Below are 17,042 nucleotides of genomic sequence, written 5' to 3'. Positions count from 1 at the left end.
TAGAACTGACTATAGTGGCGCTCCGTTCAAAATTCGGCCAGAACCGACGCATTGACGAAAAATGCGACATCCGCCTTTAACTTGAGCCAGAAAAACATCAAATCATCAAAAGCGCTATAGCTTTCACCTTCAATAAAACTAAAACTGAGTTGATAAAAATTAAACTAAACCGAAAAACGATTCACCAGCTTCCATGTCCAGACGCCACTACAACCTGCCGCCGCTGACAACCTTGTCAGCTTTTGAGGCCGCCGCCCGCCACCTGAGCTTTAAGAACGCCGCCGTTGAACTGTCTGTCACACCCGGCGCGGTCAGCCACCAGATCAAGGCGCTTGAAGGCGATCTGGACACACCGTTGTTTCAACGCAAGCATCGCGGCGTTGATCTGACCGAGGATGGCAAGGCGCTTTATGACGCGCTGTCCACGTCCTTCGGGCGCATCTCGAAAACGCTGAGCATGATCCGCGACCGGTCCACGGCCGGAAAGGTGACCGTGGGATCGACAACAGCAGTTGCCGCGTTGTGGTTGTCTCCCGCTGTCATTCGGTTCTGGCGGGACATGCCCGAAGTCAATGTTGATCAACTGTCACAGGATCGCCCCTTTCGCGATCGGCCTGACGTCGACTTTTTCATTCGCTATGGGCGGGACAGCGATCCTAACCTGTCACACACTCCGCTGTTTCGCGACCAGCTAGTCCCGGTCGGAAGCCCAGAAATGGCAGAAAGGCTTGCGGATGCCGGTCTTGAGGATCTGACCTCTGAACGGCTGATCCATTTGGAGTCAGAAGACCGCACCTGGACCACCTGGCCCGAATGGTTCCAGCAGTTGGGATATAATGGCACAGTGCCCATTGAATCCCGCGTCAACAGCTATTCCGTCGCGCTGCAGCTTGCGCGCAAGGGTGCCGGGCTGGCGCTGGGTTGGCAGCGGCTGATCCAACCCATGCTGCAATCAGGCAAACTGGTTCCTATTGGCACACACCAAGTGCCCGCTCCGAACCAGTTTTACCTGGTCGGACGCCCGGACGAAGAGCTCTCAGATAGCGCCCGCGCCCTGAAGAACTGGATCGTTCAAGAGGTTCAAGAAGGTTCGGTTTAGGTGAAATCACTCTCTGATGAGCTTTTCTGATATTGAGACCAACAGGTTCAATCCGCCAATAGGGATTAATAGCATCCAGCAAAACCTCAGGAGAGCCCGATGAACAAGCATAGCGCGCTGTCTTCCGTTCTGGCCGATGTAAACGTCGCAAATGGCCTGCCGAACGAACATTACATCGATCCGACCGTTTTTGACGAAGAAAAGCGTTCTGTGCTGTATGCCAACTGGTCCGGGATCGGCTTCGGCAAGGATGTTCCGGAAGAAGGCGATGCAAAACCAGTCGATTTTCTGGGCATGCCGCTGCTGATTGTCCGGGACAAAGACGGCGAGGTTGGCGTTTTTCAAAACACCTGCCGCCACCGCGGGATGATTCTGGTAGACACGCCGCGCAAAATCGGCGGCGCAATCCGCTGCCCCTATCACAGCTGGTGCTACAGCCTGAAAGGCGAGCTGCGCGCAACCCCGCATGTGGGTGGTCCCGGCCAGAACAAGCACGAAGACGTCAATCGCGAAGACCTGGGTCTGATCCGCGTGCGGTCCTACGTCTGGCGCGACGTGATCTTTGTGAATGTTGACGGCACAGCACCGGAATTCGAAGAGGTACACGGCCCCCTGCTGGAACGTTGGAAGGAATTTGAGAAACCCGTCTTCCACGGCGGTGAAACGTCCTCATTCAAGCTTGAGGTCAAGACCAACTGGAAGCTTGCGGTCGAGAACTATTGCGAAAGCTATCACCTGCCATGGGTGCATCCCGGTCTGAACAGTTATTCGCGGCTGGAGGATCACTACAACATCGAAGAGCGCGGTCAGTATTCGGGTCAAGGGACCCTGGTTTACCGCCAACTGACAGATCAGGACGGCGCAACCTTCCCGGATTTTGACGGGCTGAGCGACAAGTGGAACGAAGGCGCAGAGTATATTGCGGTTTATCCAAACGTTCTGCTGGGCGTGCAGCGCGATCACGCATTTGCCATTGTGCTGGAGCCGGTCGATCAGGAAAACACCGTCGAACATATCGAGCTATACTATGCCAAAAGCATTGATGACACTCCGCAGCAGGATGGACTGCGTGCTTCGAACGCGCAGCTGTGGAAGACGGTATTCGAAGAGGATGTCTTTGTGGTCGAAGGCATGCAGAAAGGCCGACACGGGATGTTGTTCGACGGCGGACGGTTTTCGCCTGCTATGGACGGGCCGACGCATAACTTCCACCATTGGGTCGCGACGCAAGTCGAAAACGGTCGCGCGGATTAACCTCTTTTAGTCGGTCGGTTGCCAAGTGGCCGACCGGTTGATCTTAGAAGGGGACGCCCATGGACAAACAGGAACTGGATCGCCTTTTATTGGACGCACATGATCGCAATGATCATGCCAATCTGATCCGCTTATACACCCTGGCCGCGGATGAGCACGAAGCGGCGCAAGACATTGACGCGGCCTGTTTCTACCTCACGCATGCTTTTGTTTTCGCGCTGGAATCCGGCGCGCCCGAGGCTAACGCGCTGAACCAGCGGCTAGTCGCATATGACCGCGCCCAAAAGCTGGATTTCTGAGTTTAGCCTCAGATTAAACTCACTCAACCCAACATGAAATTTATGTCCGTTGCCGGTGCCATCGCGATGATGACACATGGCGACGGGACCAACTTTGATACGGCAGGCTCATGAAAACGAATGCACAGGCGGTGGTGATTGGCGGCGGGGTGATCGGGTGTTCGATCCTCTATCATTTGACCAAACTGGGATGGTCGGATGTGGTTCTTCTGGAACGGGATGAACTGACATCCGGGTCCACTTGGCACGCCGCGGCGAACATCCACGGGCTGCACGACAGCACCAATATCAGCCGCATTCAGCACTATACGATGAACCTGTACAAAGAGCTTGAGGCCGAAACCGGCCAAAGCTGCGGCGTGTTCCAGCCCGGCTCGCTTTACCTCGCTCAAACCGAAGAACGCGAACATCAGCTGATGCTGCAAGCCGCTAAGGCCAAGCTTTACGGCATGAACTTTTATGAGATCAGCATCGAAGAGGCCCAGCGACTGAACCCGCTGGTCAACTACGATGGCATCCGCTGCGTGATGTACGAACCAGACGGTGGCAATGTGGATCCATCGGGCGTCACAAACGCCTATGCGGTGGGCGCCCGGCAACGCGGAGCCGAGATCCATCGATTTACCCCCGTCACGGCGACTGACCAGCAAGAAGATGGCACTTGGATCGTACGAACACCCAAGGGCGACATCCACACCCCTTGGGTCGTCAATGCCGCCGGTCTGTGGGGGCGCGAAGTCGCCAAACTTGCCGGAATTGAGCTGCCCCTACAACCGACTGAGCACCAGTATTTCGTGACCGAAACAATGGCGGACGTGGCAGCGCATAGCACCCGGCTGCCCTCGGTCAGTGATCGTGACGGCGAGTATTACTTGCGGCAGGAAGGTCAGGGCCTGCTGGTTGGCGCCTATGAAAAGGACATGAAATTCTGGGCCGAGGACGGCACGCCACTCGACTTCGCGCATGATCTCTTCCCCGACGATCTGGAACGGATCGAAGAAAATATGATGAACGCCATCGAACGTCTGCCCGCCGTGGGTGAAGCCGGTATCAAGCGGGTTATCAACGGGCCGATGATCTGGTCGCCCGACAGCAACGTGCTGATGGGACCAGTGCCCGAGGTCGACGGCTATTTCTGTTGCAACGGTATCATCCCCGGCTTCTCACAATCTGGCGGCATGGGCCTGATGGCGGCGCAATGGATCATCGAGGGTGAAACGCAGTACGATATGTTCGCCTGGGATATGGCTCGGTTCGATGACTGGGCGACGAAAGAGTTCACAATGACCCGCGTTCAGGACCAGTACGCCCACCGGTTCGCGATCCACTTCCCGAACGAGGAACGCAGCGCAGGCCGCCCAGCGCGCACGCGCCCCATCTATGACACGCAAGCTCAAATAGGCGCAGTGTTTGGCCTGAACGCAGGGTGGGAGCACCCCTTGTGGTTCGCGGATACGCCAGGAACCAAAGACACTAATGGCTTTACCCGTCAGAACTGGTGGGAACCCGTGGGTGAGGAATGCCGGATGCTGCGTGAGCGCGCGGGGATCATCGATATCTCGAACTTTGCCAAATATGTCTGCAAGGGACCGGGAGGCGAGGACTGGCTGAATGCTGTTTTCACCAACACCATGCCCAAATCGGTCGGCAGGTCCTGTCTTACGCCTCTGATCTCGAAACGCGGGGGCATCGCCGGGGACTTCACTGTAACCCGTGTGGCCGATGACGAGTTTTGGATCATCGGATCCGGATTGGCCGAGCGGTATCACAAACGGTTCTTCAAACAGGTCCCCCTGCCCGATGGCACCACATTCAAAAGCCGGACCGAGGCCGTGTGCGGGTTCAACGTCGCTGGCCCAAAATCGCGCGAGTTATTGCAGCGCCTGACCAATACCTCGCTGGCCACCGAGGATTTCCCCTTCATGCGATCCGCCCAAATCGAACTGGCCGGAATCGAAGTACTGGCCCTACGGGTTTCGTTCACGGGTGATTTGGGGTGGGAGGTTCACTGTGCCACCGAAGATCAGGCCCGCCTGTATGACGCCCTGCTTCAGGTCGGTCAGGAGTTTGGCGCAGGCCCAGTGGGCAGCCGGGCGTTGATGTCTTTGCGCGTCGAAAAGGGGTATGGTTCGTGGAGCCGCGAATACAGCCCCGAATACTGGCCGCATGAGGTAGGTCTGGATCGGTTGTGCAAGTTCAGCAAAGATTTTCTGAACAAGAACGCAGCCGAGCCCGTTTTAGCCAACCCTGCCCGCGAACAGCTTGTCCTTTTGCATTTGGATGAGGCTGACACCAGCGCGTCGAACGCCGACGCGACCGGCGGTGAGCCAATCTTCAAAAATGGTCAGGGTATCGGCCGCGTGACCTCTGGCGCTTATGGTTATTCCGTCGGCATGTCTCTGGCGCTTGGCTTTGTAATCGATGCCAAAGCAGGGGATGAGGTCGAGGTGATGGTATTGGGACATCCGCACAAGGCGACCATTCTGTCCGAGCCGCCCTTTGATCCAAATGGTGAAATACTGCGCGGCTGAATAAACCGAGATCGGCGCCTGACCCTACGGGAGGCTGTTCTCACGCATTTCAGCGCCTATAGTCTGACCCAACCATATCGGTCGTTTTGGGAGGGACGGGCGCATGGAATATCAAACCGATATGCTGATCGTCGGCGCTGGATTTTCCGGCCTGACGATGGCGATTGAGGCCCGCAAACGCGGCATCAAGGACATTGTGATCCTTGAAAAAGCGAATGAGATTGGCGGGACGTGGCGTGAGAACACCTATCCCGGTGTCGCGTGTGATATCCCATCGCACCTCTATTCCATGGCAACGCATCTGAACCCGGACTGGAGTCGGGCCTACGCGGGCGGCGCTGAAATTCAGGCCTATCTGAAAAAGGTCTGCCTTGATGAGGGGATTTACCAGCTTTGCCATTTCGGTCAGCAGCTGAAATCTGCCCGCTGGGACGGCATGCGCTGGCAGGTGGAAACCGAAAGTGGGCAGCGCTGGTCCGCGCGGTTTCTGGTCTCGGCCATTGGGGCGCTGCATCTGCCCAGCATCCCCGATTTACCCGGTGCGGACAGTTTTCCCGGGCCTTGCTTTCACTCAGCCGAGTGGGATCACGACACGCCGCTTGAGGAAAAAAGCGTCGCAGTTGTCGGAACCGGCGCATCCGCTGTCCAGTTTGTTCCAGAAATTGCGAAAACTGCTGCACACGTCACAATCTTTCAACGCAGCGCGCCCTATGTCCTGCCCCGCCCGGATGGCCCAATCGCGCCCCGGTTACGCCGCCTTTATCGCAGCATCCCGGTGTTACCTTGGGCACGCCGGAAACTGATTTACATGGTCTTCGAGTATCGCCACCGCGTGTTCAGCGGCGAAAAACGGATGGTAAATTTTGCCATGAAGATGTGGCGCAAATCGTTGGAAAGCGCGATCGCCGACCCAGGCCTGCGCAAACAGTTGACGCCGGACTATAGGATCGGTTGCAAACGCATCCTCAGCTCGAACGATTGGTACCCGGCACTGGCGCGTGAAAACGTGACAGTTCTCCCGCACGGTGTGGCATCAATTGAGGGCGATCAGATCATTTCATCTGACGGAAGCCGAACACATGCTGACGTTCTGATCTGGGGCACCGGGTTTCATGTCACAGATGTCGTCGAGCGCCTCGACATAACGGGATCCGATGGACTGACATTGCGCCAGGCATGGTCGGACGGAATGAAAGCGCATTTGGGTACTGCCATCGCAGGTTTCCCCAATTTCTTCATCTTGCTCGGGCCACATACCGGCCTCGGTCACAACTCGGTTGTGCTGATGATCGAAGCACAGGTTCGCCACATCGGCCGAGTGCTGGACCAGATGAACCGCGACGGGTTGCAGATGATAACCCCGCGCCCGGACTACCAGGAAGCCTTCGAACAGGAGATGCGCGAGCGGCACGAAGACAGCGTATGGCAGGTGGGTGGCTGCGCCTCATGGTATCAGGATGCACAGGGCCGGAACACGACGCTTTGGCCCGGGACAGTTTCAGAGTATGAAAAGCGCATGGCGCAATCCGGGCTGGAACAATACCAACCTACCCCTTCCTCATGCGGAAAGTGATGAGATGACCACAATTCTAGTTATCGCCCTTCTGGTCGGCGGCTTCTTTGTCGGCATGAACCTGTGGACCCGGCGACTGACCCGGCAGGGGTTGCAGCGCGTCCCGCAACTTGGACAGATTGTCCCGGTGCGCGGCGGCAGCATTCATTACGTGGAAAAGGGCGACCCCACTAAGCAGACAATCATCATGATCCACGGGCTTGCGGGGCAGCTGCAGCATTTCACCTATTCTCTGATGGACCTGTTGGCGGATGACTATCACGTCATCGCAGTCGACCGCCCAGGCTGCGGATACTCAACCCGCGATAGCGCCGATCTTGGGCGCCTGCCCGAACAGGCCCGCATGATTCAAGAGTTTCTGGACACCAAAGGCATTTCCAACGCCGTTCTGGTCGGGCACTCATTGGGCGGGGCCGTATCGCTAGCCATGGCGTTGGAACACCGGGAGAAAACCAAAGCGCTCGCTTTGCTCGCCCCGTTGACGCAAAAGCTGTCGAATACGCCGCAAGTTTTCAAACCGCTGGAAATACGTACCGAGTGGTTGCGCAACTTTATCGGCAACACGATCGCTGTCCCCATATCGGCTAAGACCGCCCCGCATACATTGGGAGCCGTTTTCTATCCGGAACCCGCGCCAGATGACTTTCTGGACCGCGCCGGCGGTGCGCTGGGGTTGCGCCCTTCGGCCTTCATTACCGCGTCGCAGGATGTTGTAGGGGTGGATGAAAGTATCGGAGCCCAGGTAGACCGCTATACCGACTTGTCCGTACCCGGCGGCATTCTGTACGGGGCACAAGACACCATACTTTCACCCACCGCCAACGGTGCCCCCATGACCCGGTTCGGGCTGAGCGACGAAAAGATCGAAGGGTTGGGCCATATGATCCCGATCACCGCACCCGACGCCTGCGCGGCCTTCATTCGTAGAATTGCTGATACTGCTGGGGTCGCTGCACAACAGGCAACCAAAGCAGATTGATCGGGGCAAAAATAATCTCTGTAAGGCGGTGTTTCCCCCTTGACCCTTTCCGGCCCCTCGCTTAAATCGCCTCTCACTCATGGCGGAGTAGCTCAGTTGGTTAGAGCAGCGGAATCATAATCCGCGTGTCGGGGGTTCAAGTCCCTCCTCCGCTACCAAATCCCCATTCAAATTAGACCGTCGCAATCACAGGCCCAAACACTTCTTGTGATCTTGTCGCTGTGGCTGAATTGGGCTGCATCCCGGCGTATCAGGAAACTCGTTAGTCGGACCTTGCATGGTCGAGATATCAATTACTCTCCGAAACCATCCTCGCAAAGTTCAGTTACTTTATAAGGGCAGTAGTCATCGCCCCATCGTCGCTAACCTTCCCGCAATAGTGCGACAATTTTTTCAAGTTCCGCGCGTCGCCTCGATGGATGCGGAAGGTTTATCACCAGCGACCGGCCTGTTTCGCAGGCCTGCGTCGATACCCGCACCAAATGCCCGGCCTTGAGCGCAGGTTCGATCAGACATCCATGCGCCATCAAGGCACCAGCTCCGGATTTCGCCTCTTCGACTGCAAGACCGTAAAGCGAATATTTCGGCCCTTTGTTAGGATCGCTGATAATTGTCCCCGTCTCCTCGGACCACCGCCGCCAGTCATCATGCCATGTCTGATCGTGCAGCAGCGGTGTGGATTCAAAGTCGAAACTCTCGGCCAATTCCGGCGCGCAAACCGGGAAAATGACGTCCTCCGCGATTACAATTTGATCAGCCGCCCCGTCAGGTTCGGCAATGAAGACCGAAAGATCAAACAGATCACGTGATAGGCGAGGCGATGTTTCCATGGCCGTTACCGAGAACTTCATGTCCGGCCACGTGTTTCGGATTCGCCCCAAACGCGCCGGCAGCCAAAGCTGTGCGACCGAAGGCAGGGCGGCGATGTGGATCTCAACGCTCGGGCTCAGGTTCCGCAGGTTCTGTGTTGCGGCCGCAAGCTGATCGAAAGCCAGGGTGAAATCACCGGCCAGTTGGCGCGCAGGCGCGGTCAGATCAACCCCTTGCGCGTTTCGCCGGAACAGCGGCACATCCGCCCACGCTTCAATTGTCTTTATATGTTGCGAAATCGCACCGGGAGTGACGCTCAGCTCTTCGGCAGCAGCTACGAAACTGCCCAGCCTTGCCGCAGCTTCAAAAGCGCGGAGTGCGTTAAGAGGTGGCCCTTTCGGGCGTCTTGGGAGAACAGCCATTGCCTTAGACTCAGTTTTTCTACGCCAAGAAATAGCAATTCTGATTTGCGATGTCGCCTCAATTGTTCAATCTGGTGACAAGCAGGAGGTCACAGACATGACAATCACACACCGAAATTGGGTCCCGGATCAGTGCGAAACCCGGGTTCAACAAATCGCCGTTAAGGCGTCTCAGGCCTCGTCTGATGAACTGATCAAACGGATCGATGATCTTGCGACCCGAAACCGCGAGATCCACGAGCGAGAGTGTTTCAACCTAAACCCCGCAACCAACGTGATGAACCCAAAGGCCGAGGCCCTGTTATCGTCGGGCATCGGGTCGCGGCCATCGCTGGGCTATCCCGGCGACAAATATGAGATGGGGTTGGAGGCCATTGAAGAGATCGAAGTGATCACTGCCCAGCTCAGCGCCGAGGTCTTTGATGCCAAATTCGCCGAAATCCGGGTGCCGTCGGGCGCGATTGCCAACCTTTATGGTTTTATGGCCACCTGCAAACCTGGCGATACAATAATTGCGCCCCCAGCCTCCATCGGTGGGCACGTGACCCATCACTTAGCGGGATGTGCCGGTCTCTTTGGTCTGCGCACGATTGAGGCGCCGACGGATGCTGACGGTTATACCGTCAATCTGGATCAGCTACGCGCATTGGCTCTGAAAGAACGGCCCAAGCTGATCACCATCGGGGGCAGCCTCAATCTGTTCGAACATCCCGTAATAGAGGTCCGGCAGATCGCTGATGAGATCGGGGCTAAGGTCATGTTCGACGCTGCGCACCAATGCGGGATCATCGCAGGCAAAGCGTGGTGCAATCCTTTGGCCGAGGGCGCGCATTTCATGACGATGAGCACTTACAAAAGCCTGGGCGGCCCCGCTGGTGGTTTGATCGTCTCCAATGACGCAGAAATTGCGCAAAAGCTCGACGCGATTGCCTTTCCGGGAATGACGGCCAACTTCGACGCGGCCAAGTCCGCAGCGTTGGCCGTAACAATGCTGGACTGGCGCGACTTCGGCAAACAATACGCGGTCGAAATGATCTCGATGGCGCAAGCGCTCGCAGAACGATTGGACGCTCGTGGCGTTCCCGTCTTTGCGGGTCGGGAAGGGTTTACCAACTCGCACCAGTTTGCTGTGTTGGCAGAATCTTACGGCGGCGGGCAAGCGGCGTCCAAAACGCTGCGCCGCGCTGGGTTTCTTGCTTGCGGAATTGGACTGCCTGCACCCGAAGTGAAAGGGGACATGAACGGCCTGCGGTTCGGGACGCCTGAACTGGTCAGATGGGGGATGACGTCGCAGGACACTGATCGGTTGGCGGCATTGATCACCTCTGGATTGGCGGGCGCGGATATCGCCGCCGAGGTTGCAGAGTGGCGGCAGAGTTTTTCAGAACTGCATTTCGTACACTGACGGCACTTTGGGTGCCGTCCATGGCGCTTTCGTCACGCTTGCATGATTGCGCCCTTTGCATCGTATATGGGCGCGGGCCGTCCGCTATGGCCCGCGTTATGGCGTTTCACATTGCCAGATCCGGTTGGTTCCGAGTTATCTCATACGTTTGGGTTTGACCGGATCGGGTCACCTGCAAGATCAACGTCTGCGCATTTTCGAACCGCTCGAAATACGCAAACCTTATATTCACCAGCGCTGTAATATCCTGGCACTGAATCAGGTAATCGGCCAAAAAATCGCTATGTTGATCTTGATCAGCAGACTTGGTGGTATTGTCCTGCCCCAATCCTTCACCCGTAAGGGTGACATTGGCTGATGCGGTAACGCATCCGGCCTCTTCCGGCAGCACAAACAAGCCCAAAGGTTTGGACAGGTCTGAGACCGCAACCGCCACCTGCGCGCGATCGTCATCGGTTTCGGCCGGCCCTTCAAAACCAATGATGTCTGCAGATGGCACATTGAGGGACAAAGTAAATGCCTGATCAGAAAAGGCGATATCCACATATCCCGTACCATGTTCATGGGCAGGGCCTTGCACCTGCGATAGAACAATCGCCGGTGTCAGCATCAAAGCAATGGCTGCACATTTCATAAACAAAGCACCATCCAACAAGGAATCACGTCGTCCATTCTAATGTGATTAATACCCCGTGCAATCGCGGCTTCGGCCCACCTACCCCGCTAATTATGGGGAAAGGGTGCGACATTTATTTCCGACAATAAGACTCAGGTTGACTTAACTTACTAATTCACTCAGTTTTTAGCGCATGCGCGTCGCTGAGGCGGCGCTAGTGAGTTTTTTTGACAGGAAAGTGTCACCTCCATGACCAATTTTTTTGCCGCCACCAGCGTATTGACCCTTGGGATCGCGACTGCAGCGTTTGCGGACGCCCCAGCGAAGATCGACGTTCTGACCACCTACGCGAACATCGCCGAAGCCAAATATGACGACAGCCTGATCGCGGCAAAGTCGCTGCAGGCCGCCGTAAATGCGCTGATTGCTGATCCATCAGACGCCACACTCAACGCAGCACGCGCCGCTTGGGTTGCCGCACGTGTTCCTTACCAGCAGACCGAGGTTTACCGTTTCGGCAACGCGATCGTTGACGAATGGGAAGGCAAGGTAAACGCATGGCCGCTGGACGAAGGGCTGATCGACTATGTGGACGCAGCCTATGGCGGTCCGACTGACGAGAACGAGTTCGCCGCGCTGAATGTCATCGCCAACCCCAGCTTTGAGCTGTCGGGCAAAATCATCGACGCCAGCGAAATCACCCCGGAATTGCTGGGCGAAACCCTGCACGAAGCCGACGGGATCGAGGCAAACGTTGCCACAGGCTACCACGCAATCGAGTTCCTGCTGTGGGGCCAGGATCTGAACGGCCATGGCGCGGGCGCCGGCGACCGTCCGTATACCGATTACGTTCAGGGTGACGACTGCACCAACAGCGATTGCGACCGCCGTGCACAATACCTGAGCGCTGCAACTGACCTGCTGGTCAGCGATCTGGAATGGATGGCCGCGCATTGGGCCGAAGGTGGCGAAGCACGCGCCGCCTTGACGGCCGACGAAACCGCTGGCGTCAGCGCCATTCTGACCGGCATGGGTTCGCTGTCCTACGGCGAGCAGGCCGGTGAACGTATGCGTCTGGGCCTGATGCTGAACGACCCCGAAGAAGAGCATGATTGCTTCTCGGACAACACCCACAACAGCCACTACTACGATGGTCTGGGCGTTCAGAACGTCTATCTGGGCAGCTACACCCGCATCGACGGCACTCCGGTTTCCGGCGCATCGCTGTCGGATCTGGTTGTTGCCAACGATCCGGCTCTGGATGCCGAGATGAAGGTGAAACTAGCCAACACCATGCAGGCCCTTGGGCGTCTGAAATCGACCGCAGAGGCCGGTTTTGCCTATGACCAGATGCTGGAACGCGGCAACGAAGGCGGCGAAGTGCTGATCATGGGCGGCGTAAACGGTCTAGTTGATCAGACCAAGACGATCGAGCGCATTGTGACTGTATTGGAACTTGACCAAATCGCGTTCGAAGGTTCGGACAGCCTGGACAACCCAGACGCGGTCTTCCAGTAAACACAAGGTTTGCGCCAAACGGAGGCGGCTGTTTCACGCCGCCTCCAAATCTTGTGAGGTACCTTTGATCTGTTGCCTCTGGACGTTTCCAAATTAACTTACTAATACAGTAAGAAATACAACTCAGAGCCCTGATTGCTATGATCGTATGCCACTGCACAAACATCTCGGATCACGATATCCGCGCAGCTATCGACTGGATGCGCACGTCTGATCCTTACACGGTCATTACCCCCGGTAAAATCTACCATGCCCTTGGAAAATCAGCAGATTGTGGCGGGTGCATGCCGCTTTTCCTAGACTCGATGCGCTCCAGCGATAAGTTGGAGTTCCCGATGCAGCTTCGCGCACTTCGCAGCGAGGCAACACAGGAGAATGCAGATGAAGGGCGACCCCAAGGTCATAGAATATCTAAACAAATCACTGCGGCATGAGCTAACGGCAGTCAGCCAGTATTGGCTGCACTACCGCCTGCAGGAGGATTGGGGCCTTGTTCATATGGCCAAGAAAAGCCGTGAAGAGTCCATCGAGGAAATGGAGCACGCGGACAAGCTGATCGAGCGAATCATTTTCTTGGGCGGTCACCCGAATTTGCAACAACTTGACCCATTGCGCATCGGCCAGACCCCAAAAGAGACGTTGGAATGTGATCTGGCCGCAGAGGTCGACGCCCGGGCCTTGTACAAGGAAGCGCGCGAATACTGTCAGAGCGCTGGCGACTACGTCACTATGTCTCTGTTTGAAGGATTACTGGCGGATGAGGAAGGGCATATCGATTTCCTCGAAACACAGCTGGACCTGTACGAAAGGATTGGCGAAGCCAATTATGCGCAACTCAACGCATCGAAAATGGACGAAGGCGCGTAAGCTTTCGCTGGTGACGGTGGCCGCCATTGCGGCCACCCAATCCCTGTCGGCCGAGCTGCGGGATTTTCACCTGAACTACCTTCCCAGAACCGAAGACGAACAAGCAAGGATTGCGCGCGTAACCGCCGCACCTGACGATTTCAGCGCGCCGCAGCGCTTTGAAGAGTTGCCCGGTGGTGCCGCAACTGTCCGCGTGCGCACCGACGCAGAGGCGTTTTCGCAGCCCTCGGGCAACCTGAGTTTCGAGCAGGAGCTGGACTTCAAAGTCGGCAACGGCCTGTTCAAGAAAATCTGGGTGTCATCTCCGTCATCCACACTGGCCTCAGATGGGTTGGGGCCGCTCTACAACGCACGATCCTGCCAACGCTGTCACACCAAAGACGGGCGCGGGCATACGCCCAACGGGCCAGATGACAACGCGATTTCGATGTTCTTGCGCGTGTCCATCCCTGGCACACCCGAAGACGGGTACGCCGAGATCGAAGACTACATCGCCACCCTGCCCGAGCCGAATTACGGCGGGCAGATGCAAGATCTGGCCCTGCCCGGCCACCCGGCGGAATACAGGCTGGATATCACTTACGAGGACGTTCCCGTCACGTTGGCTGATGGGGAAACCATTACCTTGCGCCGCCCGACCTACGAGGCTGCGGATCTGGGTTATGGCCCGCTGCACCCCGACGCCATGATAAGCCCACGCGTAGCCCCACAGATGATCGGTTTGGGTCTGCTCGAAGCGATCCCAGTTAAAGACCTGCTGGCGAATGCGGACCCCGAAGACGAGAACGGCGACGGAATATCCGGCCGGCCTAACATCGTATGGGCAATTGAATATGGCGCGCCGATGATGGGCCGGTTTGGCCACAAGGCAGGCATGCCCACGATCATGGAGCAATCCGCGGCGGCCTTCGCCGGGGATATAGGCGTTTCCAGCCCGCTCTATCCAGCGGCGCACGGCGATTGCACTGATGCGCAAGTCGATTGCGTGAACGCGCCGCATGGTGATGGTGACGACCGGACCTTCGAGATCGATCAAATCGGCATGGATCTGGTCGCCTTCTACAGCCGGAATCTGGGTGTTCCGGCCCGGCGGAATATGAACGACGCTGACGTGTTGCGCGGCAAGCAGGTGTTCCACGACACCGGGTGTGCATCGTGCCACACGCCCTCGTTCGTGACGCATCGTATGGAAGACCGTCCCGAGCATAGCTTTCAGCTGATCTGGCCCTATTCGGACCTGCTGCTGCACGACATGGGCGAAGGTTTGGCCGATAATCGGCCCGAAGCGCGCGCCACGGGTCGTGAATGGCGCACGCCGCCGCTTTGGGGAATCGGCATGACCCAGCAGGTGTCAGGACATACGCAGTTTCTGCATGACGGGCGCGCGCAGTCGTTACTTGAGGCGATCCTGTGGCACGGCGGTGAGGCGCAGGCAGCGCGTGACGCCGTCGTCGAGATGCCAAAGCCTGACCGCGATGCCCTTATCCGTTTTCTGGAAAGCCTTTGACCCATGCGCGCCTTCGTACTTGCTCTTTCCCTGACATTGCCTCTGGGCGCCAACGCACAAGATCGTGGGCCGATCCTGTCCGACGCCATCGAGGCTCATATCCTACCTGGCTATGCCGCCCTGTCAGATTCCACCAATGCTTTGGCTAATGCTGCACGGGCGGATTGTGACCCGAACTCGACCCCGCTTCGCAATGCATACAACGATGCGTTTGACGATTGGATTTCGGTTAGTCATCTGCGCTTTGGCCCATCCGAAGCCGAGGACCGCGCCTTTGCGTTGGCGTTTTGGCCCGATACCAAGGGATTCACCCCCAAAGCCCTGTCCGGCCTGATTTCTGCTGAGGATACAGCCATTCAATCCCCGGATGCCTTTGCGGAAACCTCCGTGGCCGGACGCGGTTTTTTCGCGCTGGAACTGATGCTCTACGATCCACGGTTCACCGATCTGGGCAGCGCCGAGTATCGCTGCGCACTGATGCAGGCCATAACCGCAGACATCAACCGCAATGCCGGGGCAATTGATGCAGACTGGGCGGACTACGCACGCGCATTGGCAAGCCCGGGTGAGAACAGTCCATACCGGTCTGAAGACGAAGCCATGCAAGAGCTTTACAAGGCCCTGACGACCGGTCTGGAATTCACCGCCGAAACCCGCCTTGGTCGCCCAATGGGAAGTTTCGATCGCCCCCGCCCCAAACGCGCCGAGGCGCGGCGTTCAGAACGTTCGTTGCGCCATGTGGAGTTGTCTTTGATCGCCCTGCGTGACCTTGCCGCGCGTCTGTCGGCAGATCACCCGGACATCGCCGCCGATCTGGATGACGCATTCGCCGCCGCCATCGATCGGGCGCAGTCGCTGTACGATCCGGCATTTGCCGGGGTGGCAACCCCACAGGGAAGATTCCGCGTTGAGGCGCTGCAACAATCCATCAACGATATCCGCGCCATTGCCTCGACCGAGCTTGGCCCCACGCTGGGCATCAATGCCGGGTTCAACTCACTGGACGGGGATTGAACCGTGACAAGCCGTCGAAGCTTTCTCGCTGGGTTGGCTGCTGCCAGCCTTGCGCCTTTGCGTGGATGGTCCGCTGTCGGCGCACCGGATTATCTGGCCGCCGCACTGTTCCCGGATGGGGCTTTTCGGCTGGCCGGGTTGGATACGGGCGGTGACATCCTGTTTTCTCTGCCGTTGCCCGCGCGCGGGCACGCGGCGGCGGCGCATCCCTACCACGCGCAGGCGGTGGCCTTTGCACGCCGTCCGGGAACATTTGCAATCATCATCGATTGCACGACCGGCACACAGACCGCTGTGTTAGAAGCCCCAAAAGGCCGCCATTTCTATGGGCATGGCGTGTTCTCAACCGATGGAACACGGCTGTTCACCACTGAAAACGATTTTGAGACCGGTCAGGGCGTGATTGGTGTCTGGAACACGGATGGCTACACACGAATTGGCGAGTTCGCTTCGGGCGGTGTCGGTCCCCATGATATGCGTCTGATGCCAGATGGCCGCACATTGGTTGTGGCAAATGGCGGGATCGAAACCCATCCAGAAACAGGAAGAACCAAACTCAACCTGCCTGTGATGCAACCGCGCCTGACCTATCTGGACCAAAACGGCGGGGTTCTTGAGCAGGTGGAACTGCCACAAGAGCTGCACAAAAACTCGATCCGCCATCTGGCGGTGCGACCTGACGGTTTGATCGGCTTTGCGATGCAATGGCAAGGCGATACATCGCAACATCCTCCCCTTTTGGGTTTGCATCGCCGTGGCGAAAAGCCCCTGCTACTCAGAGCGCCCGACGCTGACCAAAGCACGTTGCAGGGATATGCGGGCAGCATCGCCTTTTCCGGTGCAGGCGAAACAGTCGCTATCACCTGCCCCCGCGGCAATGCCGTGCACCGTTTTCGGGTCGCGGACGGACAGCTTGATGGCGTCTTCCTGCACGAGGATGTTTGCGGCCTTGGCACCGCATCAAACGGGTTTGTGTTCACAACCGGGACTGGAGTCATCGGGCAATTGTCCACAAACAAGGCCCAAATATCCAACCGGGCTGATTGCCAATGGGACAACCATTTGATCCCAATTCGCACAGCTGCATGAATTCGGAAAATTCCGCCTCATAGATTACACTTGGAAGAATCATATAGCTGCCGTATTGG

General features: G+C 57.3%; 15 protein-coding genes and 1 tRNA gene. 14 read left to right on the top strand and 2 right to left on the bottom strand.

Annotated features, from left to right (window positions below; translation table 11 throughout):
• The first annotated feature begins 193 nt into the window (after window positions 1-193).
• The 7 genes from AC2FD9_RS04335 to AC2FD9_RS04305 all read left to right on the top strand — a co-directional run bounded on the left by AC2FD9_RS04335 (window position 194) and on the right by AC2FD9_RS04305 (window position 7,893).
• The gene (locus AC2FD9_RS04335; protein ID WP_472722989.1) at window positions 194-1,099 is read left to right on the top strand and encodes a LysR substrate-binding domain-containing protein; all 906 of its coding nucleotides are present in this window, start codon (window positions 194-196) and stop codon (window positions 1,097-1,099) included.
• 99 nt (window positions 1,100-1,198) lie between these two features.
• Complete coding sequence (locus AC2FD9_RS04330) at window positions 1,199-2,353, top strand: aromatic ring-hydroxylating oxygenase subunit alpha (protein WP_496835570.1); 1,155 nt, start codon at window positions 1,199-1,201, stop codon at window positions 2,351-2,353.
• 59 nt (window positions 2,354-2,412) lie between these two features.
• Entirely contained in the window at window positions 2,413-2,652 is a 240-nt protein-coding gene (locus AC2FD9_RS04325; RefSeq protein ID WP_496835569.1) for a hypothetical protein, read from the top strand.
• Window positions 2,653-2,762: 110 nt separating this feature from the next.
• A complete protein-coding gene (locus AC2FD9_RS04320) occupies window positions 2,763-5,183 on the top strand; it encodes a GcvT family protein (protein WP_496835567.1) in 2,421 nt (806 codons plus the stop codon).
• A 103-nt stretch (window positions 5,184-5,286) separates the two neighbouring features.
• Window positions 5,287-6,756, top strand: coding sequence for a flavin-containing monooxygenase (locus AC2FD9_RS04315; protein ID WP_496835565.1), 1,470 nt, complete (start codon window positions 5,287-5,289; stop codon window positions 6,754-6,756).
• Window positions 6,757-6,760: 4 nt separating this feature from the next.
• A complete protein-coding gene (locus tag AC2FD9_RS04310; protein WP_496835563.1) occupies window positions 6,761-7,735 on the top strand; it encodes an alpha/beta fold hydrolase in 975 nt (324 codons plus the stop codon).
• An 81-nt stretch (window positions 7,736-7,816) separates the two neighbouring features.
• Window positions 7,817-7,893 (top strand) — tRNA-Met (locus AC2FD9_RS04305).
• A 204-nt stretch (window positions 7,894-8,097) separates the two neighbouring features.
• Here the strand turns inward: AC2FD9_RS04305 and AC2FD9_RS04300 are convergent.
• Window positions 8,098-8,967, bottom strand: a complete 870-nt coding sequence (locus AC2FD9_RS04300) for a LysR family transcriptional regulator (RefSeq protein ID WP_496835561.1) — start codon at window positions 8,965-8,967, stop codon at window positions 8,098-8,100.
• 97 nt (window positions 8,968-9,064) lie between these two features.
• Between AC2FD9_RS04300 and glyA the strand changes: the two genes are divergently transcribed.
• Entirely contained in the window at window positions 9,065-10,372 is a 1,308-nt protein-coding gene (gene glyA / locus AC2FD9_RS04295; RefSeq protein ID WP_282170973.1) for a serine hydroxymethyltransferase, read from the top strand.
• Between the two features lie 106 nt (window positions 10,373-10,478).
• Here the strand turns inward: glyA and AC2FD9_RS04290 are convergent, their stop codons facing one another.
• Window positions 10,479-11,006, bottom strand: a complete 528-nt coding sequence (locus tag AC2FD9_RS04290; protein WP_282170974.1) for a ZrgA family zinc uptake protein — start codon at window positions 11,004-11,006, stop codon at window positions 10,479-10,481.
• Window positions 11,007-11,237: 231 nt separating this feature from the next.
• On the opposite strand from AC2FD9_RS04290, the gene AC2FD9_RS04285 reads away from it, so the two are divergent.
• From AC2FD9_RS04285 to AC2FD9_RS04260, 6 genes are all read left to right on the top strand, one after another.
• Complete coding sequence (locus tag AC2FD9_RS04285) at window positions 11,238-12,506, top strand: imelysin family protein (protein WP_282170975.1); 1,269 nt, start codon at window positions 11,238-11,240, stop codon at window positions 12,504-12,506.
• A gap of 140 nt (window positions 12,507-12,646) precedes the next feature.
• Entirely contained in the window at window positions 12,647-12,940 is a 294-nt protein-coding gene (locus AC2FD9_RS04280; RefSeq protein WP_496835560.1) for a (2Fe-2S)-binding protein, read from the top strand.
• The gene (gene bfr / locus AC2FD9_RS04275) at window positions 12,888-13,373 is read left to right on the top strand and encodes a bacterioferritin (protein WP_496835558.1); all 486 of its coding nucleotides are present in this window, start codon (window positions 12,888-12,890) and stop codon (window positions 13,371-13,373) included. The genes AC2FD9_RS04280 and bfr overlap by 53 nt, the downstream gene beginning before the upstream one ends.
• Window positions 13,333-14,880: a di-heme oxidoreductase family protein gene (locus AC2FD9_RS04270; protein WP_496835557.1), complete on the top strand. Its 1,548-nt coding sequence runs from the start codon at window positions 13,333-13,335 to the stop codon at window positions 14,878-14,880. Before bfr ends, AC2FD9_RS04270 begins: the two co-directional genes overlap by 41 nt.
• 3 nt (window positions 14,881-14,883) lie before the next feature.
• Window positions 14,884-15,894, top strand: coding sequence for an imelysin family protein (locus AC2FD9_RS04265; protein WP_496835555.1), 1,011 nt, complete (start codon window positions 14,884-14,886; stop codon window positions 15,892-15,894).
• Between the two features lie 3 nt (window positions 15,895-15,897).
• Window positions 15,898-16,983 (top strand): DUF1513 domain-containing protein, encoded by a 1,086-nt coding sequence (locus AC2FD9_RS04260; protein ID WP_496835553.1) that lies wholly within the window; start codon window positions 15,898-15,900, stop codon window positions 16,981-16,983.
• Window positions 16,984-17,042: the final 59 nt, after the last annotated feature.

The sequence above is a fragment of the Ruegeria sp. YTSC230 genome, assembly GCF_059609665.1.
This window is presented reverse-complemented; position numbering and strand designations above follow the sequence as displayed.